At 66.7% G+C, this 20,460-nt stretch carries 21 protein-coding genes and 1 tRNA gene; 5 read left to right on the top strand and 17 right to left on the bottom strand.

What is annotated here, in order from left to right; genetic code table 11:
* Positions 1-12: 12 nt before the first annotated feature.
* From obgE to rplU, 4 genes are all read right to left on the bottom strand, one after another.
* Positions 13-1,107, bottom strand: coding sequence for a GTPase ObgE (gene obgE / locus LDB29_RS00550; protein ID WP_025551607.1), 1,095 nt, complete (start codon positions 1,105-1,107; stop codon positions 13-15).
* 122 nt (positions 1,108-1,229) lie between these two features.
* Positions 1,230-1,820: a GNAT family N-acetyltransferase gene (locus LDB29_RS00555; protein ID WP_025551609.1), complete on the bottom strand. Its 591-nt coding sequence runs from the start codon at positions 1,818-1,820 to the stop codon at positions 1,230-1,232.
* Positions 1,821-2,093: 273 nt separating this feature from the next.
* Positions 2,094-2,363: a 50S ribosomal protein L27 gene (rpmA, locus tag LDB29_RS00560; RefSeq protein WP_022683124.1), complete on the bottom strand. Its 270-nt coding sequence runs from the start codon at positions 2,361-2,363 to the stop codon at positions 2,094-2,096.
* 30 nt (positions 2,364-2,393) lie between these two features.
* A complete protein-coding gene (gene rplU, locus LDB29_RS00565) occupies positions 2,394-2,690 on the bottom strand; it encodes a 50S ribosomal protein L21 (RefSeq protein WP_007683601.1) in 297 nt (98 codons plus the stop codon).
* 188 nt (positions 2,691-2,878) lie between these two features.
* On the opposite strand from rplU, the gene LDB29_RS00570 reads away from it, so the two are divergent.
* From LDB29_RS00570 to LDB29_RS00585, 4 genes are all read left to right on the top strand, one after another.
* Positions 2,879-3,277 (top strand): hypothetical protein, encoded by a 399-nt coding sequence (locus tag LDB29_RS00570; protein ID WP_244968638.1) that lies wholly within the window; start codon positions 2,879-2,881, stop codon positions 3,275-3,277.
* A gap of 56 nt (positions 3,278-3,333) precedes the next feature.
* Positions 3,334-3,474: a hypothetical protein gene (locus LDB29_RS00575; RefSeq protein ID WP_173676453.1), complete on the top strand. Its 141-nt coding sequence runs from the start codon at positions 3,334-3,336 to the stop codon at positions 3,472-3,474.
* Positions 3,475-3,532: 58 nt separating this feature from the next.
* Complete coding sequence (gene ybaL, locus LDB29_RS00580; RefSeq protein ID WP_025551612.1) at positions 3,533-5,179, top strand: YbaL family putative K(+) efflux transporter; 1,647 nt, start codon at positions 3,533-3,535, stop codon at positions 5,177-5,179.
* A gap of 351 nt (positions 5,180-5,530) precedes the next feature.
* Positions 5,531-6,472, top strand: a complete 942-nt coding sequence (locus LDB29_RS00585) for an IS110 family transposase (protein WP_257555665.1) — start codon at positions 5,531-5,533, stop codon at positions 6,470-6,472.
* A 14-nt stretch (positions 6,473-6,486) separates the two neighbouring features.
* Here LDB29_RS00585 and LDB29_RS00590 read toward each other — a convergent pair whose 3' ends face one another.
* The 13 genes from LDB29_RS00590 to LDB29_RS00650 form a co-directional block, all read right to left on the bottom strand.
* Positions 6,487-8,028, bottom strand: coding sequence for a cryptochrome/photolyase family protein (locus LDB29_RS00590; protein ID WP_025550854.1), 1,542 nt, complete (start codon positions 8,026-8,028; stop codon positions 6,487-6,489).
* A 40-nt stretch (positions 8,029-8,068) separates the two neighbouring features.
* Positions 8,069-9,817 carry a DEAD/DEAH box helicase gene (locus tag LDB29_RS00595; protein WP_025550852.1) on the bottom strand — a complete coding sequence of 583 codons (1,749 nt, stop codon included), beginning with the start codon at positions 9,815-9,817 and terminating at the stop codon, positions 8,069-8,071.
* Positions 9,818-10,177: 360 nt separating this feature from the next.
* The gene (rplA, locus tag LDB29_RS00600; protein WP_044661677.1) at positions 10,178-10,876 is read right to left on the bottom strand and encodes a 50S ribosomal protein L1; all 699 of its coding nucleotides are present in this window, start codon (positions 10,874-10,876) and stop codon (positions 10,178-10,180) included.
* A 4-nt stretch (positions 10,877-10,880) separates the two neighbouring features.
* The gene (gene rplK, locus LDB29_RS00605) at positions 10,881-11,312 is read right to left on the bottom strand and encodes a 50S ribosomal protein L11 (RefSeq protein ID WP_013040886.1); all 432 of its coding nucleotides are present in this window, start codon (positions 11,310-11,312) and stop codon (positions 10,881-10,883) included.
* 187 nt (positions 11,313-11,499) lie between these two features.
* On the bottom strand, positions 11,500-12,036 hold the full coding sequence (nusG, locus tag LDB29_RS00610) for a transcription termination/antitermination protein NusG (protein ID WP_007683610.1): 537 nt from the start codon (positions 12,034-12,036) through the stop codon (positions 11,500-11,502).
* A 29-nt stretch (positions 12,037-12,065) separates the two neighbouring features.
* Complete coding sequence (secE, locus tag LDB29_RS00615) at positions 12,066-12,272, bottom strand: preprotein translocase subunit SecE (RefSeq protein ID WP_025550848.1); 207 nt, start codon at positions 12,270-12,272, stop codon at positions 12,066-12,068.
* 170 nt (positions 12,273-12,442) lie between these two features.
* Positions 12,443-12,518 (bottom strand) — tRNA-Trp (locus tag LDB29_RS00620).
* A gap of 169 nt (positions 12,519-12,687) precedes the next feature.
* Entirely contained in the window at positions 12,688-13,911 is a 1,224-nt protein-coding gene (locus LDB29_RS00625) for a dihydroorotase family protein (protein WP_099186198.1), read from the bottom strand.
* Positions 13,912-14,080: 169 nt separating this feature from the next.
* Complete coding sequence (locus LDB29_RS00630) at positions 14,081-15,091, bottom strand: aspartate carbamoyltransferase catalytic subunit (RefSeq protein WP_025550847.1); 1,011 nt, start codon at positions 15,089-15,091, stop codon at positions 14,081-14,083.
* Positions 15,092-15,155: 64 nt separating this feature from the next.
* Positions 15,156-16,766, bottom strand: coding sequence for an NAD(P)/FAD-dependent oxidoreductase (locus LDB29_RS00635; RefSeq protein WP_025550846.1), 1,611 nt, complete (start codon positions 16,764-16,766; stop codon positions 15,156-15,158).
* The gene (locus LDB29_RS00640; RefSeq protein ID WP_373886285.1) at positions 16,763-17,935 is read right to left on the bottom strand and encodes an aromatic ring-hydroxylating dioxygenase subunit alpha; all 1,173 of its coding nucleotides are present in this window, start codon (positions 17,933-17,935) and stop codon (positions 16,763-16,765) included. Before LDB29_RS00640 ends, LDB29_RS00635 begins: the two co-directional genes overlap by 4 nt.
* Before the next feature lie 69 nt (positions 17,936-18,004).
* Positions 18,005-18,520 carry a phosphoribosyltransferase gene (locus LDB29_RS00645; protein WP_025550842.1) on the bottom strand — a complete coding sequence of 172 codons (516 nt, stop codon included), beginning with the start codon at positions 18,518-18,520 and terminating at the stop codon, positions 18,005-18,007.
* Between the two features lie 4 nt (positions 18,521-18,524).
* Positions 18,525-19,514, bottom strand: coding sequence for a bile acid:sodium symporter family protein (locus tag LDB29_RS00650; RefSeq protein WP_025550840.1), 990 nt, complete (start codon positions 19,512-19,514; stop codon positions 18,525-18,527).
* Positions 19,515-19,652: 138 nt separating this feature from the next.
* Here LDB29_RS00650 and LDB29_RS00655 point away from each other — a divergent pair, with 138 nt between their 5' ends.
* A complete protein-coding gene (locus tag LDB29_RS00655; RefSeq protein WP_025550838.1) occupies positions 19,653-20,408 on the top strand; it encodes an enoyl-CoA hydratase-related protein in 756 nt (251 codons plus the stop codon).
* Positions 20,409-20,460 lie beyond the last annotated feature (52 nt).

Below are 20,460 nucleotides of genomic sequence, written 5' to 3' on the forward strand. Positions count from 1 at the left end.
GGAGGGGAGGAGTTACAGTGGCGACCACGGCTTCTCGTCTTCTTCTTCTGTCCCATCCTCATCATCCTCGCCGGGCTGGTCCAGCAGCGGCAGCACTGCGTCCAGCAGGGCCGGCACGCCTTCGCCGGTCGCGCCGGAGATGATGAACACATCGTCCACCCCGGCCTCGTCCCGAAGCTGGCCGGCAATGTCCTCCATCAGTTCCGGCCCCAGCAGGTCGCCCTTGTTGAGCGCCACGATCTGCGGCTTTTCGTCCAGCCCGCCGCCATAGGCCGCGAGTTCATCCTGCACGATGCGGAACTGTTCGACCGGGTCGTCGCCGGTCGCGTCGATCAGGTGCAGCAGCACCCGGCAGCGTTCGACATGGCCCAGGAAGCGGTCGCCGATCCCCGCGCCCTCGGCCGCGCCCTCGATCAGGCCCGGAATGTCGGCCAGCACGAATTCCCGGTCGCGATGCAGCACCACGCCCAGTTGCGGCTTGGTGGTGGTGAAGGCATAGGCGCCGACCTTCGCCTTGGTGTTGGTGACCTGGTTGATGAAGGTCGACTTGCCCGCATTGGGCATGCCCACAAGGCCCACATCGGCCAGCAGCTTCAGCCGCAGCCACACCCACATTTCCTGCCCCGGCCAACCCGTGCCATGCTGGCGCGGGGCGCGGTTGGTGCTGGTCTTGTAGGACAGGTTGCCGCGCCCGCCGTCGCCGCCGCGCAGCAGCACGATGCGTTGCCCCACCTGCGTGAAGTCGGCCAGCAGTTCCTGTTCATATTCCATCGTCCCGTCCTCATCCTCCGTACCGTCGACGGGCGTGGGATCGGACAGGATCTGCGTGCCCACCGGCACCTTGATGACGAGGTCTTCGCCGCCGGCGCCATAGCGGTTCTTGCCCGCGCCGGGCATGCCGCGCTGCGCCTTGAAATGCTGGGTGTAGCGGAAGTCGATCAGGGTGTTCAGCCCGGCTACCGCCTCGAAGATGATGTCGCCGCCCTTGCCGCCATTGCCGCCGTCGGGACCGCCATATTCGACATATTTTTCGCGCCGGAAACTGACCGCGCCGGGACCGCCCCAGCCGGACTTGATGAAAATCTTCGCTTGATCAAGAAAATGCATCGCGCGCCCATAGCGGTTTATGCGGCGGAATTAAACAGGCGCGCGGCAAAAGCGGCCGCTTGCCCGAAAAGCGGCCGGCGCCGGAGAAGGCGGCGCCGCGCCGCCATCCCCGGCAGCAGGGATCAGGCCGCCAGCGCGGGCAGCGAATCCCCGTAGAGGTCGGTCGACGAATCCGTCATCATGGGGCTGGCGCCCGCCTGTCCGGAGGCGCCTTCCTCGAAGACCAGGCAATCCGCCGCCGCGCCCCGGCCCAGGCTGAAGCGCCTTTCCATCCGGCCGGTATAGCGGAAGCCGAGCTTGCGCAGGACGTTGCCGGATGCCGGATTGTCCACGAAATGGGCGGCGCGCACATCGCGGACGCCCGAGGCGCGGGCCATGTGCATGACGGCGCTGGCCGCTTCGGTCGCGAAGCCGAGTCCCCAATAGGGGCGGGCGATCCAATAGCCCAGCTCCACCCTGCCATCAGCCGCTGCATGGAGGCCGCAGCCGCCGACAAGGCGCGGCGCGCCCTTGGTGCGGGTGAAGGCAAGCAGGCTGGGCAGGCGCGGGTCCTGCGGCTGGGCCAGGAACGCCTGCGCATCGGCCTGGCTGTAGGCGGCCGGTGCGCGGGTCAGGTTGCGCAGGACGGCCGCATCGCCGATCGCTTCGGCAAGGGCCGGCGCATCTTCCATCCAGCCGGGCCGCAGCAACAGGCGGGGGGTACGGGCGAACATCGAAAGTCTCCTAATCTCCGGCGCGCCAATGACCGCGAAAAGTTACGGCTTAACGACTATCTTCTCTGGCTGGGCCCCGCCCGCACGACGCGCGAGAAAGCGAGGGGTTCCAGAGAGTTGAGGGAAATTCAGGGGAGACGCCCGTCGATACGAAAAAGGGGCGCTCCCGGATGGGGCGCCCCTTGTTTCCCTCGAACTCTGGCGGTGTGACCAAAGTCGTTCCGCCAGGAGGATCGCCCCGATTGCGAGGGACGATCCGTCATCGATCGTCCGTTATTCGGCTGCTTCGGCCAGTGCGTCGACCGACACATATTTGCGGCCGAGCTTGCCGGTGTGGAATACCACGCGGCCTTCACCCAGCGCGAACAGCGTGTGGTCCTTGCCCATGCCGACATTGCGGCCCGGATAGACGCGGGTGCCGCGCTGGCGAATGATGATGTTGCCGCCGATCACTTCCTGACCGCCGAACTTCTTCACGCCAAGGCGCTTCGATTCCGAATCGCGACCGTTGCGCGACGAACCGCCAGCTTTCTTATGTGCCATGACTTAAACTCCTCGTGACTTTGCTGCGGCTCAGGCGATCGACACGATCTTGAGGATCGTGTGATTCTGGCGGTGGCCGTTGCGACGACGGTAGTTGTGCCGGCGGCGCTTCTTGAAAACGATGACCTTCTCGCCCTTCGCCTGCGCGACGATTTCGGCGGCGACGGTCAGCTTGGCTGCGTCCTTCACGTCGCTGCCTTCGCCGGCGAACAGGACGTCATCCAGGGTCACCTTGTCGCCAGCCTCACCGGCCAGCTTCTCGACGACGATCTTGTCTCCGGCGGCGACGCGATACTGCTTGCCGCCCGTGCGCACGACTGCGAACATGGCTCTTCTCTTCTCGTTCAAATCTGCTTTACGCAGATCGTCGAGGGACAATGCCCTGTTGGACCCGCGCGGGAATGTGGCCCGCTACTGGAATGACTCGCCCATGTCAACCGGCAAGCGCGGCATTCGGGGCTGGTTTTTGGCCTTGCGCGTCCCTATCTTGGCGCGGCGAAAGGATAGCATCACGCATGACGCCAGCGCCATACAGGAATGAAGCACTGGCCGCCCGGCTGCTGTTCATCCTGACCCTGTGGCTGTCGATCGGCGTGGCCCTGCTGAGCGCGCTCGCGCCCCTGGGGCCGCCATCCAGCCGGTTCACCGGCTCCGCCTTCAACCCGGCCACCACCGCCGTGGTGTTGAAGGCCCGCGCCCATGCGACCCCTGTCGCCGCGCAGGCCATCGAGCCGGATGGCGACGGGCGGGCGCCGTTTCCGGCGTTCGCCATGAGCGGGCCGATGGCCATCGCAATGCTGCCGGGCGTCGTCCTGCTGCGCGCCGGCGACCGATTCTCTCCCGCCTTCGTTTCTTTCCCGTCCTTCCACCTGCTTTCCCCCCGGCGGGCGCGGGCGCCCCCGGTCCTTTCCTGACGCATCGCCCTCTGGGCGGCCGTTCCAGGCCGCCATCAGGAAAAAGGAGCCTCTTCATGACCCGCAGAAGATCGAGACGCGGCAGCGCGGGCTCGTCCCGCCGCCGTCCGCCATGGTGGTTCATGCCGGCCGTCATGGCGGGACTGGGCGCGGCCGGCGCGCTGTTGTCGGCGGCGATGCTGACCGTCGCTGAATGAATATGATATGCCGCCGATGGAGGGCGTTCCTCCATCGGCGGTCAGGGAAAGACACTCCATGCCCCATCACACGCCCCTGATCGGAACGATCGTCGCGGGCCTTGTCGTCGCCTTCGTCATGGGCGCCATCGCCCATCGCTTGAAATTGTCGCCGCTTGTCGGCTATCTGATCGCCGGGATCATGGTCGGGCCGTTCACACCGGGCTTCGTCGCCAATGCCAGCCTGGCCAATGAACTGGCGGAGATCGGCGTCATCCTGCTGATGTTCGGCGTCGGCCTGCATTTCTCCCTGCGCGACCTTCTGTCGGTGAAGAACATCGCGGTGCCCGGCGCGCTGGGCCAGATCGCGGTGGCGACGCTGATGGGCATGGGCCTGGCGCATGTCATGGGCTGGCCGCTGCTGGGCGGGCTGGTCTTCGGCCTGGCGCTGTCGGTGGCGAGCACCGTCGTGCTGCTGCGCGCCCTGCAGGGGGCGGACCTGGTGGAAACGCGCCGGGGCCGGATCGCCGTCGGATGGCTGATCGTCGAGGATCTGGTGATGGTGCTGGCGCTGGTGCTGCTCCCCGCGCTTGCCGGGGTCATGAACAATGCCGATGCGGCGGGCGGGGCCAATGCCGGGGCCTTGCTGGCGCCGCTGCTGGGCACGCTGCTGAAGGTCGCGGGCTTCGTCGCGCTGATGCTGGTGGTCGGCCGCCGCGTCATTCCCTGGGCGTTGCACTGGGTCGTGCATAGCGGATCGCGCGAGCTGTTCCGCCTGGCCGTGCTGGCGATAGCGCTGGGCGTCGCGTTCGGCGCGGCGGTCGCCTTCGACGTGTCCTTCGCGCTGGGGGCGTTCTTCGCCGGCATGATCTTGGGCGAGACGCCGCTCAGCCGCCGCGCGACTGAGGAGACGCTGCCGCTGCGCGACGCCTTCGCCGTGCTCTTCTTCGTTTCCGTCGGCATGCTGTTCAATCCGGCGGTGCTGGTCGAGCAGCCGCTGCCGTTGCTGGCGACGGTGGCGATCATCATCGTCGGCAAGTCGATCGCCGCCTTCGCCATCGTCCGCGCCTTCGGCCATCCGGGCGACACGGCGCTCACCATCGCGGCGAGCCTGGCGCAGATCGGGGAATTCTCCTTCATCCTCGCCTCCTTGGGGACGGGATTGGGGGTCTTGCCGGCCGAGGCGCGCGACCTGATCCTTGCGGGCGCGATCGTTTCGATCTTCCTCAATCCGCTGATCTTCTCCCTGATCGTGCGCGGGCACAAGCAGGAGGAGGTGGAGGAAGAGGCGCAGGCCCAGAAGGCGAAGGCCAAGCCGCGCATCGGCCATGTCATCCTGGTCGGCTATGGCCGGGTGGGGAAGCTGATCGCGGATCGGCTGGCCGAGAAGGGCGCGCATTTCGTGGTGATCGAAGCCGATTCCGACCGGGCGGAAGAGGCGGAGGAGGCCGGCCTTACCGTGGTGCGGGGCAGCGCGCTGGAGGACCGGCATCTGCGGGCGGCCGGCATAAACGAGGCGCGGCGGCTGCTGATCGCCGTGCCCGAAGGGTTCGAGGGCGGCGCGATCCACGAACATGCGCGCCACCTCAATCCCCATCTTCAGGTCATCGCCCGCGCCCATTCCGATGCGGAGGTCAGGCATCTGGAGGGGCTGGGCGTGCCCCATGTGGTGATGGGGGAGCGGGAGCTGGCGGCGCGGATGCTGTCGCTCTGCGGGGCGGGTTAGGGTGTTGTCAAACGGAGCTTGGTCGATCGATGCGAAGGCATTCTAGAGCATCGTGCGCAAAAGTGGGAACCGGTCTTGCGCTTAAAAGGATGCGACAACAAAAGCTTGGAGCGCGCGGCCTGCGTAGGATTTAACGCAGCGCGCTTGTCTTATGACATTGCGGTCCGTTTGGGTCATGCTGGATTGCCCGGGCCGGGGTGGCCACCCCGGCCCGGGCGGAAGGGGACGGATCGTGAAAGCGCCGGTCGTTGTGAGACCGGGTTAGAGTAGGATCGCCCCTTTCTTTTCGTGTCGGCCCGAACGGATACCGGGGTTTTGGACCCGGATGACAAGCATGGGACAGCGGAAAAGATGAGCGACAATCTACCACAGACGATCGGCATCGACATCTCCAAAGCGAGCCTCGATTGCTATGCTCACCCCATCGGCGTCGAGCGCCAGTTCACCAACACGGCCAAGGGCCACAAGGCACTGATCGCCTGGCTGCGACAATGGCCGGTCGAGCGGATCGCCTATGAGGCAACCGCAACCTACCATCGGGCGCTGGAGGCGGCTCTGGCCGACTGGCCCTGCGTGAAGCTCAACCCGGAGCGCGCCCGGCGCTTCGCCCAGGCGACTGGCATTCTGGCCAAGACCGATCGCATCGATGCCATGTTGCTGGCCCGTATGGCGGCCACCTTGCAGCCGCCGGTCAGACCCGCTCGAAGCGCACAGCAGGCGCAGATAGCGGAGCTCATCAATGCCCGAGACGGCCTCGTGCGCGATCGCACCGCGCTCAAGAATCGCGAGAAGAACCTCACCATCGCCTTCCTCAAGCGCCAGTGCCGGCAGCGGCTCGAGCAGATCGAACGGCATATCGAGGCGCTCGATACCGAGATCACCAACCTGATCGCCGCCGATGCCGCGCTCGCCCGCCGGCATGAGATCCTCACCAGCATCGCCGGCGTCGGAACGCTGACCGCCAACCAGCTCATCGCCACCATGCCCGAACTCGGCAGCCTCGAGAACAAGCAGGCCGCATCCCTCGCCGGTCTCGCCCCCGTCGCTCGACAGTCCGGACAATGGAAAGGCAAGAGCTTCATCCGCGGCGGACGCGCCAACGTGCGGCAGGCTCTCTATATGCCGGCCCTCGTCGCCGCCCGGTACAATCCCGATCTCAAGGCAAAATATCAGCAGCTCGTTACTGCCGGCAAGCCCGCCAAGATCGCCATCACCGCCGTCATGCGAAAGCTCGTCGTCACCGCGAACGCCATGCTCAAAGCCGATCGATGCTGGACGCAATCTCCAGCTTGATCATCACGGATACTCTAACCGTTGCCCAATCCGTCGAGGAACCGCGCCGCCTGTTTCCTGAGGGCGGCGCGGTCCTCCACGCTCATCCGGTTCCAGTTGCGATAGGGCATGGCGAGGCGCGGATTGCGCGCCAGCTTCCGCTCGTTGCGGGCCAGAAAGTCCCAGTAGAGGGCGTTGAAGGGGCAGGCGTCCTCGCCAAGGCGCTGCTTCACGTCATAGCGGCACCGGCCGCAATAATCCGACATGCGGTTGATATAGGCGCCGCCCGCCGCATAGGGTTTCGACCCCAGCAGGCCGCCGTCCGCGAACAGCGCCATGCCAATGGTGTTGGGCATTTCCACCCATTCATAGGCGTCGGCATAGACCTCCAGATACCAGACATGCACCTGCACGGGGTCGATCCCGGCGAGCAGGGCGAAATTGCCGGTGATCATCAGTCGCTGGATATGATGGGCGTAAGCGTGGTCGATGGTCTGGCCGACCGCCCGGGCCATGCAGTGCATGTCGGTCTTGCCCGTCCAGTAGAAGCCGGGCAGGTCGCGCGTCGCATCCAGCGCGTTGCGGCGGCCATAGCCGGGGCCTTCGTGCCAATAGACCCCGCGCACATATTCGCGCCAGCCGATGACCTGCCGGATGAAGCCCTCCGCCGCGTTGAGCGGGACCCTGCCGGCGCGGTATCGCCCCTCCACCGCCCGGCAGAGCGACAGCGGGTCGAGCAGTCCGGCGTTGATATAGGGCGAAAGGACCGAGTGCCAGAGGAATGGCTCATCGGTCAGCATCGCGTCCTGATAGTCCCCGAAGCGGGGCAGGGCCTGGTCGAGGAAATGGTCCTGCTGGCGTTGCGCATCCTCATGCGTGACGGCGAAGTGGAAATGGTCGAGCGAACCGATATGGTCTGAAAAACGCGCCGCGACCAGCGCCAGCACATCCCGCGTGATCGGGTCGGGGCGGAAGCGGAGCGGCTGCGGCATCAACAGGTCGCGCCGGGGCGGCGGTTTTCGGTTTTCCGCGTCGAAATTCCACTGGCCGCCTTCGGGTTCGCCCTCTTCCGTCAGCAACAGCCCGGTCCTGCGGCGCATGTCGCGGTAGAAAAATTCCATCCTGAGCTGCTGGCGCGCCGCCGCCCAGGCATCGAATTCGGCATGGGAGCAGAGGAAGCGGTCATCCTCATGGATGGTGACGGGGATGCCGAAGCGGCCTTCCCATTCCTCCAGCATCGCGCGGACGCGCCATTCGCCGCCCTCCGTGACGTGGATGGCGGAGGGACGGTGGCGTTCGATGGCGCGGGCGACCTCCCCGGTGAAGCTGCCGCTGTTTTCCGGCTGGTCGAGCTTCACATAGTCGACCGTCCATCCGAGCGCCCTCAACCGATCGGCATGATGGCGCATGGCGGAGAGGATGAAGGCGATCTTGGCCTTGTGATGGCGGACATAGGTGGTTTCGTCCGCCACCTCCATCATCAGCAGGATGCTGTTTGCCGGGTCGGCGTTCCGGAGCGACGCGATGCCGGGCGTCAGCTGGTCGCCGAGGATCGGGATGAGGAGGGGGGCAGCCATGGCTTTTCAATGCATGAAGGGCTGCCCGGCTCCCGCCCGGTCAACCGCGGGGCTTGCGGGGGCCAGCCTTGCGCGGGCCGCCCTTGAACGGCCGCGCGCCATAGGCGGGCCTGGGGCCGTGCCCTTCATTGGGGCGACCCTTGCCGCGCGGGCCGCCGTCGCGCCGGTTTTCGCGCGCCATTTCGCGGGGCTTGCCCTCGATCTGCTCGATCGCGACTTCGGCGCCCTCGTCGCTGGCCTGGCCGGTGCGTTTCACCGCGCCGACGAACTTCGCCGCGATGGCGGAAGGGATTTCGAACATCGTTTCATTGGCGGCGATGCGGATCGCGCCGATCTCCTGCCGCGACACATGGCCGCGGCGGCAGATGAGCGGCAATATCCAGCGCGGATCGGCATTCTGGTTGCGGCCGATGTCCATGCGGAACCAGACCGTATCCTCAAACCCCGGACGCGGTCCGTCGCGGCGGGCGGGCGCTTCGCTGGCGTCCAGCAGCTCCTCCGGCGCGGGAAGGGCGGCGCGGGCGCTCTTGACCAGCATGGCGGCGATTTCCTTGGGCGATTTTTCGGCCAGCAGTTCGGCGCCCAGCGCCCAGTCCTGCTCGTCCAGCTCGGCGCGTTCCATCAGCTTCTCGCGCAGGCGGGCATTGTCCTGTTCCTGTATCGCTTCCCGGCTGGGCGGGGTGCCCCATTCGACGGGGATCTTCGCGCCGCGCAGCATGGATTCGACCCGGCGGCGGCGCGGATAGGGGACGATCAGCACGGCCGTCCCCTTCTTGCCGGCGCGGCCGGTGCGGCCGGAGCGGTGCTGCATCGTTTCCGCGTCGCGCGGGATTTCGACATGGACGACGAGGCTGAGATTGGGGAGGTCGATGCCGCGCGCCGCGACGTCGGTCGCGACGCAGACGCGGGCGCGGCGGTCGCGCAGGGCCTGCAGCGCGTGGTTGCGCTCATTCTGGCTGTGTTCGCCCGACAGCGCCACCGCCGCGAAGCCGCGCTCCGTCAGGCTGGCGTGGAGGTGGCGGACGTTGTCGCGGGTTGCGCAGAAGAGGATCGCCGTTTCCGCCTCATGATAGCGCAGCAGGTTGACCACCGCGTTTTCGATGTCGGCGGGGGCGACGGTGACGGCCTGATAGCTGATGTCGCCATGGCCGCGCTCGTCGCTGACGGTGGAGATGCGCAGCGCGTCCTTCTGGTAGCGCCTGGCCAGCGCCACGATCGGCTTGGGCATGGTGGCGGAGAAAAGGAGCGTGCGGCGGCCTTCGGGCGCGCCGTCGAGGATTTCTTCCAGATCCTCGCGGAAGCCCATGTCGAGCATTTCGTCGGCTTCATCGAGCACCACCGTCCTGATCGCCGACAGGTCGAGCGCGCCGCGTTCGAGATGGTCGCGCAGGCGGCCCGGCGTGCCGACGACGATGTGCGCGCCGTGGGAAAGCGCGCGGCGTTCCTTGGCGGCGTCCATGCCGCCGACGCAGGTGGTGATGCGGGCGCGCGCCTCGCCATAGAGCCATTCCAGTTCGCGCGCGACCTGAAGCGCCAGTTCGCGGGTCGGCGCGATGGCGAGGGCCAGCGGCTGGGCGGCGACGGGCAGGCGGTTCTGTTCGCCCAGCAGTTCGGCGGCCATGGCGAGGCCGAAGGCGACCGTCTTGCCCGATCCGGTCTGCGCCGAGACGATGAGGTCGCGGCCTTCGGCTTGCGCCTGGGTGACTTCGGCCTGGACCGGGGTCAGGCTTTCATAGCCCTTTCGCGTCAGCGCGTCGGACAGGAGGGTGGGGAGATGTTCGAAAGACATTATATTTTCCATCGGTAAAGCGACCCGCCATTCCCGACGGATACGAAGGTGACCTCAATGCGCTCCGGGGGTTTTTGGAGCCGGGGTGCAAGGTCATGCACCCCGAAGTTCACACCGTTGCCGGGCGAGTCCGCCCAAGGTCACGGTGTCTGGTGATCGCGTTATAACATGCATGCCTGTCCTCCGTTCGCCCTGAGCTTGTCGAAGGGGCTTTTTTCTTTCCTTCAGGAAAAGAAGAGGGCTTCGACAGGCTCAGCCCGAACGGGTGAGAGGGCGTTTCATGGTGCCAAGTCTCTAAAAAGCGAAAGCCTCCTTCCCCGCATGGAGGAAGGAGGCTCCCCTATCTGTTTGTGCGTCGGATCAGGCCGAAGCGACTTCCGCCACGTCGACCTTCACGCCCGGGCCCATCGAGGACGACAGGGCGATCTTGCGGACGTACTTGCCCTTCGAACCCGACGGCTTCGCCTTGACGATGGCGTCGACGAAGGCGTCGAAATTCCTGCGCAGGTCTTCGGCCGAGAAGCTCGCCTTGCCGAGGCCGGCATGGATGATGCCCGCCTTTTCGACGCGGAATTCGATCTGGCCGCCCTTGGCGGCCTTGACCGCTTCGGCGACGTTCGGGGTGACGGTGCCCAGCTTCGGGTTCGGCATCAGGCCCTTGGGGCCCAGAACCTTGCCCAGGCGACCGACCAGACCCATCATGTCGGGGGTGGCGATCACGCGCTGGAAGTCGATATTGCCCGCCTGGATCGATTCGAGCAGGTCTTCGGCGCCCACCACGTCGGCGCCGGCGGCGGTCGCGGCTTCAGCCTTGTCGCCGCGGGCGAACACGGCGACGCGGACGTCCTTGCCGGTGCCGGCGGGGAGGGTCACGACGCCACGGACCATCTGGTCGGCGTGACGCGGATCGACGCCCAGGTTGATCGCGATTTCGACGCTTTCGTCGAACTTGGCGGTCGCATGGGTCTTGATCAGGCCCAGCGCCTCATCGACGCCGTGCAGCTTTTCGCGGTCAACGGCAGCGGCCAGGGCCTTCGCCTTCTTCGTCAGCTTTGCCATGGTCTTAGCCCTCCACCACTTCGAGGCCCATCGCGCGGGCGGAGCCTTCGATGATCTTCGTCGCTGCGTCGATGTCGTTCGCGTTCAGGTCGGCCATCTTGGCCTGCGCGATTTCGGCGAGCTGCGAGCGCTTGATCTTTCCGGCGGAAACCTTGCCCGGCTCCTTCGAGCCCGACTTCAGGTTGACGGCCTTCTTGATCAGGTAGGTGGCGGGCGGCTGCTTCGTGACGAAGCTGAACGAACGGTCCGCATAGACGGTGATGATGGTCGGCAGCGGGGTGCCCTTTTCCATCTTTTCCGTCGAGGCGTTGAACGCCTTGCAGAATTCCATGATGTTCACACCGCGCTGACCCAGCGCCGGACCGATCGGCGGCGAGGGGTTGGCGGCTCCAGCGGGCACCTGGAGCTTGATATAGCCCGTAATCTTCTTGGCCATTGTCACTCACTCTGTTGCTGGGCGTGCCCGAAGGCGCGCCCGGTTCAAGTTTAGCGGTATTGACGGATCACCGGAGCGATCCTCCCGCACTTTCCCTTGTCGTCATGCCAGCGGAAGCTGGCATCTCAGGCCGCAAGGGAACGGCCTGGGGCACGAGATCCCAGCTTTCGCTGGGATCTCGTGAAAATCACTTCGACAGTTCGACCTGTTCGAAGTCCAGTTCGACCGGAGTGGCGCGGCCGAAGATCGACACCGACACCTTGACCCGGTTCTTTTCGAAATCCAGTTCCTCGACCGTGCCGTTGAAGCTGGCGAAGGGGCCGTCCAGCACCTTGACGCTGTCGCCGATTTCGTAATCGACGTTGATCTTGTGCTTGGGCGCGGCTTCGGCGGCCTTCTGCGCGCCGAAATAGCGGGCGGCCTCCGCCTCGCTGATGGCCTGCGGCTTGCCGCTGGACCCCAGGAAACCCGTCACCTTCGGCGTGTTCTTGACGAGATGGTAGATGTCGTCGTTCATCGCCAGCTTGGCGAGGACATAGCCGGGCATGAACTTGCGCTCGACCTGCACCTTCTTGCCGCGCTTCACCTCCGTCACGGTCTCGGTGGGGACTTCCACCTGCTCGACCAGCTGGGAGAGGCCCATGCGCTCGGCTTCGGACAGGATCGATTCCTTGACCTTGTTCTCGAAGCCCGAATAGGCGTGGATGATGTACCAGCGCGCCATGTTATCCTGTCAAACTCCCAGTTTCGTCGTCAGGCCTGTCCGGCGGCGAACGCCAGCAGCCACTGGACGATCGCGCCGAAGAAGGTGTCGATGCCGAAGAAGAACAGGCCCAACAGCGAGGTCATGATGACCACCATCACGCCGGTCATGATCGTTTCGCGGCCCGTGGGCCACACGATCTTCGACGCTTCGGTCTTCACCTGATTGACGAATTCGCCCGGAGAAACCTTCGCCATCGCCCGCACCAAATCCTTCCAACAAACACCAAAGCGCGAAGCAACAGTCCGCCCTCCCGATCCCGCCCTGTTCGGCGTCCGGGGGTGCGGCCGCGCTCCGCGACCCATGCTTCGTCAAGCACAGCTAGCCGCGAACCCCCGATATTTCAAGGTTTCGCGGCCAGTTCGCTTGGCAGGAGTGGAGGGACTCGAACCCCCGGCATTCGGTTTTGGAGACCGACGCTCTACCAACTGAGCTACACTCCTGCACTGGCCGGGGCCAGCGAAGGAGGGCGCTTTAGCGTGGCCCGCCGGGGAGAGCAAGCGGGAAAACCGAGAGCATGTTCCGATTGGATGGAATCGGAACATGCCCTCGATTTTCCCTGCCTGCGGTGATTTCCGAACCTTGGAATGGGCCATTTCACTGGAGATCGCCCTAGAGGAAATTTCCCCCCTTCATGATCCTGCGCACGCGGCCCTGCACGGGCATGCGGTCGAACGGCGTGTTTCCGGCCTGGGCGGCCATCTTCCCCGAATCCACGATCCACGGCGCGTCCGGATCGATGAAGATCAGGTCGGCGGCGCTGCCTGCCGCGAAGCTGCCGCCGTTGACGCCCAATATCCTTGCCGGATTGGCGCTGAGCAGGGTCATCAGCCGGTTGAGCGTCACATGCCCGTCCCGCACCAGGTTGAGCGACAGGGCGAGCAGCGTTTCCGCGCCGGCCATGCCGGGGGCGGCGTCCGCGAAGGGCAGGCGCTTGTCCTCCGGCCCGCGGGGGTCGTGGCTGGACGTGATGACGTCGACGGTGCCGTCCGCGACCGCTTCGATCGCGGCCTTCCGGTCGTCCTCTGACCGCAGCGGCGGAGAGAGGCGCGCGAAGGTGCGGAAATCCGTCACCGCATTGTCGGAGAGGAAGAGATAGGCCGGGCTGATGCCGCAGGTGATCCTGAGGCCATCCGCCCTGGCCGCGCGGATCAGGTCGAAACCCGCCCGGGTCGTCACCAGCCGGAAATGGATCGCGCCGCCGGTCACCCGCGCCAGCATGATGTCGCGGGCGATGGCCATCGCTTCGGCGCAGGCGGGCGCGTGGGGCAGGCCGAGCCGCGTCGCCGTTTCGCCGCTGGTCGCCACGGCCTTGCCCGCAAGGCCGCTATCCTCCGCATGGGTGATGACGGTGAGGCCAAGGCCCGAGGCATAGGACAGCACGCGCATCATCACGCCGGAATCGGCGATCCACTGGCGTCCGGTGCCGACCGCCTTCGCCCCTGCGGCCTGCATCATGCCGATCTCCGCCAGCTCGGCCCCCTTCAGGCCGCGGGTGGCCGCCGCGATGGGGTGGACCCAGAAGTCGGGCTTGCCCGCCCGCGTCGCCTGGCGGATGAGGCCGGCATCGTCCAGCGGGGAGGATTGATCGGGCATCAGCGCGGCACGGGTGATGCCGCCGAAGTGGAAGGCCGGCTTGTCGGTGGCGAAGACGCCGAGGTCGACGAGGCCGGGCGCGACGACGAGGCCGTTTGCGTCGATGGTTTCGGCATCTTGCGGCACGGTGATGTCGCCGGTTGCGAGGATGCGGTCATCCTCGATCAGGATGACGCCGGTGGCGAGGTCATTGCCTGCGGGGTCGGCCAGCTTTCCGTTGATGATGGCGAGTTTGGTCATTTCGGATTCACCTTGCGGCCAATGCCGTCAATCCCCCTGCCTTGCGTTTTGGGATGGGGCGGGAGATGGGTCCCCGCCTTCGCGGGGATGACGGGTGAGGGGGCGGGGATGACTGAGGAGCGGGCGGACGTGGCGAAGGAACGGGCGGGGATGACGAGAGAGGGGCTCGTCATGCCCAACCCTCCACGCCGCGCGCGCCTCTGGTCAGCACGTCCAGGCAGGCCATGCGGATGGCGACGCCCATTTCCACCTGTTCCGTGATGGCGGAGCGTTGCGGGTGATCGGCGACGACGCTGGCGATCTCCACGCCCCGGTTCATCGGGCCGGGGTGCATCACCAGCGCGTCGGGTCTGGCGATGGCCAGCCGTTCCGGCGTCAGTCCGTAGAGCATGTGATATTCGCGCGGGGAGGGGATGAAGGCGCCGTCCATCCGTTCATTCTGGAGCCGCAGCATCATGACGACGTCCGCGCCCTCCAGCCCTTCGTCCATGCGGGTGTAGGGCGTCGCGCCCAGCATCTCGACCTCCGGCGGCATCAGCGTCGGCGGGGCGACGGCGCGGACCTGCGCGCCGAGGGCCGCGAGGCAGAGCATGTTCGAGCGCGCCACCCGGCTGTGCAGCACGTCGCCGCAGATCGCGACGATCAGCCCTTCGAACCCGCCCTTGCGCCGGCGGATGGTGAGGGCGTCGAGCAGGGCCTGGGTCGGATGCTGGTGCCAGCCGTCGCCCGCGTTCAGCACCGGGCAGTCGACCTTGTCCGCGATCAGCGCGACCGCGCCCGAACTGGCGTGGCGGATGACGATCACGTCGGCGGCCATGGCGTTGAGCGTCATGGCGGTGTCGATCAGCGTCTCGCCCTTCTTCACGCTGGACTGGCCGGCATGCATGTTGACGACGTCGGCGCCCAGGCGCTTGCCCGCGATCTCGAAGGACAGCAGCGTGCGCGTGCTGTTTTCGAAAAAGGCGTTGATCTGGGTCATGCCGGCGAGCCGGTCGTCATGCTTGCGCGCGCCGCCCCGGTTGCTCCTGGCCCAATGTTCCGCCTCATCGAGGAGAAAGCGGATTTCCCATGGCTTGAGGTCCGCGATGGAGAGCAGATGCCGATGCGGGAACAGCGCCCGGCCGGTCAGGTCGCCCCCTTCAAGATCGGACTGGGTGGAGGAAACGGGGATGTCGGGCATGAGCCGACGCTTTAGGCGAGGGTGGGGAAGAGGGCAAGTATGCTCCCCTTCCTGCGAGGCAGGTTCAGCCCCGTCCGAGCCAGCGGCCCAGCAGCGCGCCGTCCTTCATCACCTCCCGCGCGGCATTGTGGCCGGGCGCGCCGGTCACGCCGCCGCCCGGATGGGTGCCCGCGCCGCACATGTAGAGGCCCTTCAGGGGTCCGCGATAGGCGCCGTGGCCCAGGACCGGTCGCGCCGCCCAGAGCTGGTCCAGGGTCATGTTGCCATGCATGATGTCGCCGCCGACCAGCCCGAATTTCCGTTCGAGGTCGAGCGGGGAGAGAATGTCCCGCGCGATCACCGATCGGGCGAAGCCGGGCGCATGGGCGTCGACCGTGGCGACGATGCGATCCGCCGCCGCCTCCCGCTCATCGTCCCAACGGCGTCCGTCGGGCAGGACCGGCGCGAATTGCTGGCAGAAGAGGCTGGCCACATGGCAGCCGGCCGGGGCGAGGCTTTCGTCCACGGTCGAGGGGATCAGCATCTCCACGATCGGCTCGCGCGACCAGCCTTCGCGCTTCGCGTCCATATAGGCGCGGTCCATATAGTCGAGCGTGGGCGCGATGATGATGCCCGACTGGTGATGTTCGCCCATGCCGGGCAGGCAGGTGAAGTCGGGCAGGGACGACAGCGCGACATTCATGCGGAAGGTGCCCGACGCCGTTTTGAACCCGCGGATGCGCCTCAGGAAATCCGGCGGCAGGTCGGCGGGGTCCATCAGCCGCTCGTAGAGCAGTTTCGGCCCCACATTGGCGATGACGGCCCTGCCCATCACCTCCTCGCCGCTTTCCAGCCGGACGCCCACGGCGCGCGCGCCGTCGACCAGCACGGATGCGACCGGCGCCTCCAGGCTGATTTCCACGCCGAGGCCGCGCACCACCTGCGCCATGATCCGGGTGATCGTGCCCATGCCGCCGACGCTGTGGCCCCAGGCGCCCTTCTTCCCGTTCACCTCCCCGAAGACATGGTGCAGCAGCACATAGGCGCTGCCCGGCGCGTCGGGGGAGGCATAGTTGCCCACGATCGCGTCGAAGCCGAAGGCGGCCTTCACCGCCTCGCTCTCGAACCAGCCGTCGAGGAAGCCGCGTGCCGAGCGGGTGAACAGTTCCAGCACGTCGCGCTGCTGTTCCAGCGTCAGGCTGCCCATCCGCCGTCCCTGCCGGAGCGCGGCGGCGATCATCGCCAGCCCGTCGCCCGCATTGGGCGGCGCCTTCAGCGTCATGTCGCGCAGCAGGTCCGCCACCACCTCCAGCGCGTCATAATAGGCGGGGAGGGTGGCGGCGTCTTTCTGGCTGAACTTCGCGAATTCCGCCTGCGTCCGCTCCAGCCCGCCGCCCAGCTTCAGATAGCGGCCGTCCGGCTGGGGGAAGAAATTGCTGATCGGCCGTTCGAGCACGCGATAGCCATGTTCGGCCAGCCGCATGTCGCTTATCACCTTGGGGTGGAGCAGGCTGACCGTGTAGCTTGCCACCGAATTGCGGAAGCCGGGGTGGAACTCCTCCGTCACGGCGGCGCCGCCGGCGATGGCGCGCCGTTCCAGTATCCGCACCCGGTACCCCGCCCGCGCCAGATAGAAGGCGCAGACCAGCCCGTTATGCCCGCCGCCGATGATGACCGCGTCATAGGCCCCGGTCATGCCGCCCGGCTCCATCCCGGGGCCGGGGCGCGATGCAGCCGCGCCTGCGGAATGATCCGTCGCATCCGCGCGCAGAAATGGCGGAGCGCCACCTCCTGCGTCGACAGGGGGCCGACGGTGAAGCTGTCCGAGGAAAGGCCCGCCTGCACCCGGTCCAGCAGGGCGCTGTCCTCCGCATTCACCCGCCGGTTGATCCGCCAGTTGAGGTAGCGGGCGGCCTTCATTTCCCGCCGCTCGTCAGGAATCGCATAGGGAACCTCCCGGATCAGCGATCGGGTGGGGGACAGCGGCAGCCACTGCATGAAGTCCACCTGGTCGGGATATATGTCGAAGGCGATATTGGGCCACAGCCTGAAATAGGTCCAAAGCCGCTGCCGCTCATCCCCCAGATGCGGTATGCGCGGCAGGAAATGCTGATAGGCCCGCTCGGACGGGTTGGAGGAGGGCTGGCGGAGGATCGGCCCGCACATCCGGTCGGCATGGGCGCCGGTTTCCACCCGATAGCCCTCCCCCATCAGGCGCCGCAGTCCGGGATGCGCGACCGCGATATGCAGCCCGTCCGAATAATTGTCCCCGATGACCTTCCAGTTCACCGCGCGGGGCCGCAGCGTCATGCGCCCCATGGCCCTCAAGTCCGCGAAGCGATAGGCCGCGATCTCCTGACCATGGGGCGCCATCATCTCCGCTACGCGGGGGCCGCCGTCATCCTCCAGCCTGACGAAGAGAAAGCCGTGGAAATCCTCGACCTCCACGGCGTGGAGCCCATGGCGGGCGGGGTCGAAGTCGTAGCCGGCCTTCAGCGGCACCCCGGTCAGGCGGCCCCGGTCGTCATAGGTCCAGCCATGATAGGGGCAGGTGAGCTTCCTGGCGCAGCCCGCGGCGGCGTCCACGATCCGCGCGCCGCGATGGCGGCAGACATTGGCGAAGGCGCGGATGACGCCGTCCCCGCCCCGGATCAGGATGACGCTTTCCCCGATATAGTCCAGCGTGCGGAAATCGCCGGGAGCGGGAATGTCGCTTTCATGCGCCACGATCTGCCAGGAGGGGCGGAATATCCGGCGCAGCTCCAGCTCGAAAAATTCGGGATCGCGATAGGTCCATGCCGGCAGGCTCCATGCCGCGTCCGGGTCCGTCAGTTGCCCGCCTTCCTCCACTATCCCGCGCCCCACCCCAGCCGATAGATTTTACGTATGTATAACAACCTCGTTTTTCCGGCAATGGCGGCGGTCGGACCTGTCCTAAGCCGTTCTTTCCGGCACCTCGCCCCAGTCGGCCAATATGCTGTCCCGGCTGGCCACCGCCTCCCACGGAAAGACGAACCAGTCCTTCGTCGCGTCCCGGTCGATCGTTTCCGCGCGATAGTCCACCGTGGCGGCGGACCGGATATTGTCGATCAGGACCGCGAAGCGCACCCCTGCGGCGGGAGCGGGCGCCAGGGCATTGCGCACGGCATTGATCGTCCGTCCGCTGTCGTTGATGTCGTCGACGAACAGCAGCGTTTCGCCTGTCGCTGCGCGCTGCGCCAGGCCGGCCAGCAGCGCCTCTCCGAAATCGGGCAGCTTCGCCGACAGGTCGACCGACAGCATGGCGAGGCCGGTCGCATGGCTGAGATAGGTGGCGGGCACCAGGCCGCCGCGTCCGATGCCCACCAGATAATCGGGCCGCCATTGCGACGCCGCCAGGGCGCGGGCCAGCGCATCGATCTGGGCCAGGAACGCATCCATGGTGACGGGGGTCAGGATCGGCTGGCCCATCGCGTCAGCCCGCCGCCGCCAGACGGGTTTCGGCATCCGCCGCCGCGCCGTAGCGGCGGGCGAGGAAGGCGCAGGCCATCAACTGTATCTGGTGGAACAGCATGACCGGCAGCAGGATCGGCCCCACCGCACTGGCGGGGAACAGCACCCCGGCGATGGGCACGCCCGACGCCAGGCTTTTCTTCGATCCGCAGAATTGCAGCACGATCGCGTCCTCCCGCGACAGGCCGAGCAGCCGTCCCAGCAGGAAGGTGAAGACCAGCACGACGACCAGCATGGCGATGCAGATCGCGGCCAGCAGCAGCAATTCGCCGCGCGACACCTTCTGCCACAATCCTTCCACCACCGCCGCGCTGAAGGCGGAATAGACCACCAGCAGGATCGATCCGCGATCCACCCGCCCCAGCATCGCCTTGTGCCGGCTGACGAAGCCGCCGATCCATGGCCGGGACAGGTGGCCGATGACGAAGGGCAGCAGCAGTTGCAGCACGATGTCCTCGACCGAGGAGAGCGAGATCAGGCCGCCCGTCCCGTTCTTCTCCATCGTCAGCGCGACCAGCAGCGGCGTCAGGACGATGCCCAGCAGGTTGGAGAAGGATGCGCTGACCACCGCCGCCGCGACATTGCCCCGCGCAATGGCGGTGAAGGCGATCGAGGATTGCACCGTGGAGGGCAGCAGCGTCAGGAACAGCAGCCCCGCCCGCATCGAAGGCGGGATCGCCGCCGCCTGCTGAGTCGCCAGGCCGATCAGGGGAAAGACCGCGAAGGTCGTTCCCAGGGTCGCCAGATGCAGTTTCCAGGCCCGGGCGCCATTCCAGATCGCCTCCCGCGACAGCTTGGCGCCGTGCAGGAAGAAAAGCAGGACGATGCCCGCATCGGCGGCCGCCCCGGCCAGGCCGGCGGCTTCCCCGCGGGCGGGCAGCAGGGAGGCGAGCGCCACCGTGCCGATCAGCAGCAGCAGGAAGGGGTCCAGTATCTCGCGCAGGCGTTGCATGGGTCGCCTTTAGGCAGGATGGACGGAAAAGGATAGACGCGCTCGTGCCGATGCGCCAACAGTCGCGACGAACCAAGAGGCCCGCGACACCGGCGACATCCGTGACAAGGGCGGAAGAACAGCAAGGAGACTCCGGTCGTGAGCGAAGGGATAGCCATTGTCGAAAATCAGGGCGTCGTCGAAATCCACATCGACCGGCCGGAAAAGAAGAATGCGCTGACCGCCGACATGTACCGCACCATGACCGCCGCGCTGGCCGACGCATCCGCGCGGGACGGGATCGGCGCCGTGCTGTTCGCGGGCAAGGGCGACGCCTTCTGCGCGGGGAACGACCTTAAGGATTTCATGTCCGGTCCGCAGGGCGGGGAGGCGGCCTTCGCCTTCATCCGCGCCATCGCCGCCTTCGACAAGCCGGTGGTCGCCGCCGTGCAGGGTCTGGCCGTGGGGGTGGGGACGACCATGCTGTTCCATTGCGACCTGGTCTATGCGAGCCCCGACGTGCGGTTCATCATGCCCTTCGTCAATCTGGGGATCGTGCCGGAGGCGGGCTCCAGCCTGCTGGCGCCGGCCATATTGGGCTATGCCAAGGCGGCGTCGATGCTGCTTCTGGGCGAGCCGATGGATGCGCAGACCGCCGACCATGCGGGTTTCGTCACGGCGATCGTCCCGGCAGACGCGCTGCTGGACCATGCCCGGCAGAAGGCGGCGTTGCTGATGACCAAGCCGCCCCAGGCGCTTGCCGCGACGCGCCGGCTGATGAAGGGCGACCCGGCGGCGCTGAACCAGCGGATCGAGGAGGAGGCGCGCCTGTTCCAGCAGACGATGCAATCCGCCGAGGCGCAGGAGGCGTTCGCCGCCTTCTTCGAGAAGCGCGCGCCGGTGTTCCGCCGCTAGAGCGCGCTGCGTTAGATCCTGCGCAGGCCGTGCGCTCCAAGCTTTTGTTGTC

This window comes from Sphingobium sp. CFD-2, from assembly GCF_024611135.1.
In the GTDB taxonomy this organism is placed as follows: domain Bacteria; phylum Pseudomonadota; class Alphaproteobacteria; order Sphingomonadales; family Sphingomonadaceae; genus Sphingobium; species Sphingobium fuliginis.

Bases quoted from the DNA above. Each gene is read 5' to 3' on its own strand.
- LDB29_RS00625 (WP_099186198.1), bottom strand. From the start codon at position 13,911: ATGACCAAACTCGCCATCATCAACGGAAAGCTGGCCGACCCCGCAGGC.
- LDB29_RS00555 (WP_025551609.1), bottom strand. From the start codon at position 1,820: ATGTTCGCCCGTACCCCCCGCCTGTTGCTGCGGCCCGGCTGGATGGAA.
- LDB29_RS00570 (WP_244968638.1), top strand. From the start codon at position 2,879: ATGACGCCAGCGCCATACAGGAATGAAGCACTGGCCGCCCGGCTGCTG.
- rpmA (WP_022683124.1), bottom strand. From the start codon at position 2,363: ATGGCACATAAGAAAGCTGGCGGTTCGTCGCGCAACGGTCGCGATTCG.
- nusG (WP_007683610.1), bottom strand. From the start codon at position 12,036: ATGGCGCGCTGGTACATCATCCACGCCTATTCGGGCTTCGAGAACAAG.
- LDB29_RS00595 (WP_025550852.1), bottom strand. From the start codon at position 9,817: ATGTCTTTCGAACATCTCCCCACCCTCCTGTCCGACGCGCTGACGCGA.
- ybaL (WP_025551612.1), top strand. From the start codon at position 3,533: ATGCCCCATCACACGCCCCTGATCGGAACGATCGTCGCGGGCCTTGTC.
- secE (WP_025550848.1), bottom strand. From the start codon at position 12,272: ATGGCGAAGGTTTCTCCGGGCGAATTCGTCAATCAGGTGAAGACCGAA.
- LDB29_RS00630 (WP_025550847.1), bottom strand. From the start codon at position 15,091: ATGCCCGACATCCCCGTTTCCTCCACCCAGTCCGATCTTGAAGGGGGC.
- LDB29_RS00590 (WP_025550854.1), bottom strand. From the start codon at position 8,028: ATGGCTGCCCCCCTCCTCATCCCGATCCTCGGCGACCAGCTGACGCCC.
- rplU (WP_007683601.1), bottom strand. From the start codon at position 2,690: ATGTTCGCAGTCGTGCGCACGGGCGGCAAGCAGTATCGCGTCGCCGCC.
- LDB29_RS00635 (WP_025550846.1), bottom strand. From the start codon at position 16,766: ATGACCGGGGCCTATGACGCGGTCATCATCGGCGGCGGGCATAACGGG.
- LDB29_RS00575 (WP_173676453.1), top strand. From the start codon at position 3,334: ATGACCCGCAGAAGATCGAGACGCGGCAGCGCGGGCTCGTCCCGCCGC.
- obgE (WP_025551607.1), bottom strand. From the start codon at position 1,107: ATGCATTTTCTTGATCAAGCGAAGATTTTCATCAAGTCCGGCTGGGGC.
- LDB29_RS00650 (WP_025550840.1), bottom strand. From the start codon at position 19,514: ATGCAACGCCTGCGCGAGATACTGGACCCCTTCCTGCTGCTGCTGATC.
- LDB29_RS00585 (WP_257555665.1), top strand. From the start codon at position 5,531: ATGAGCGACAATCTACCACAGACGATCGGCATCGACATCTCCAAAGCG.
- rplK (WP_013040886.1), bottom strand. From the start codon at position 11,312: ATGGCCAAGAAGATTACGGGCTATATCAAGCTCCAGGTGCCCGCTGGA.
- rplA (WP_044661677.1), bottom strand. From the start codon at position 10,876: ATGGCAAAGCTGACGAAGAAGGCGAAGGCCCTGGCCGCTGCCGTTGAC.
- LDB29_RS00645 (WP_025550842.1), bottom strand. From the start codon at position 18,520: ATGGGCCAGCCGATCCTGACCCCCGTCACCATGGATGCGTTCCTGGCC.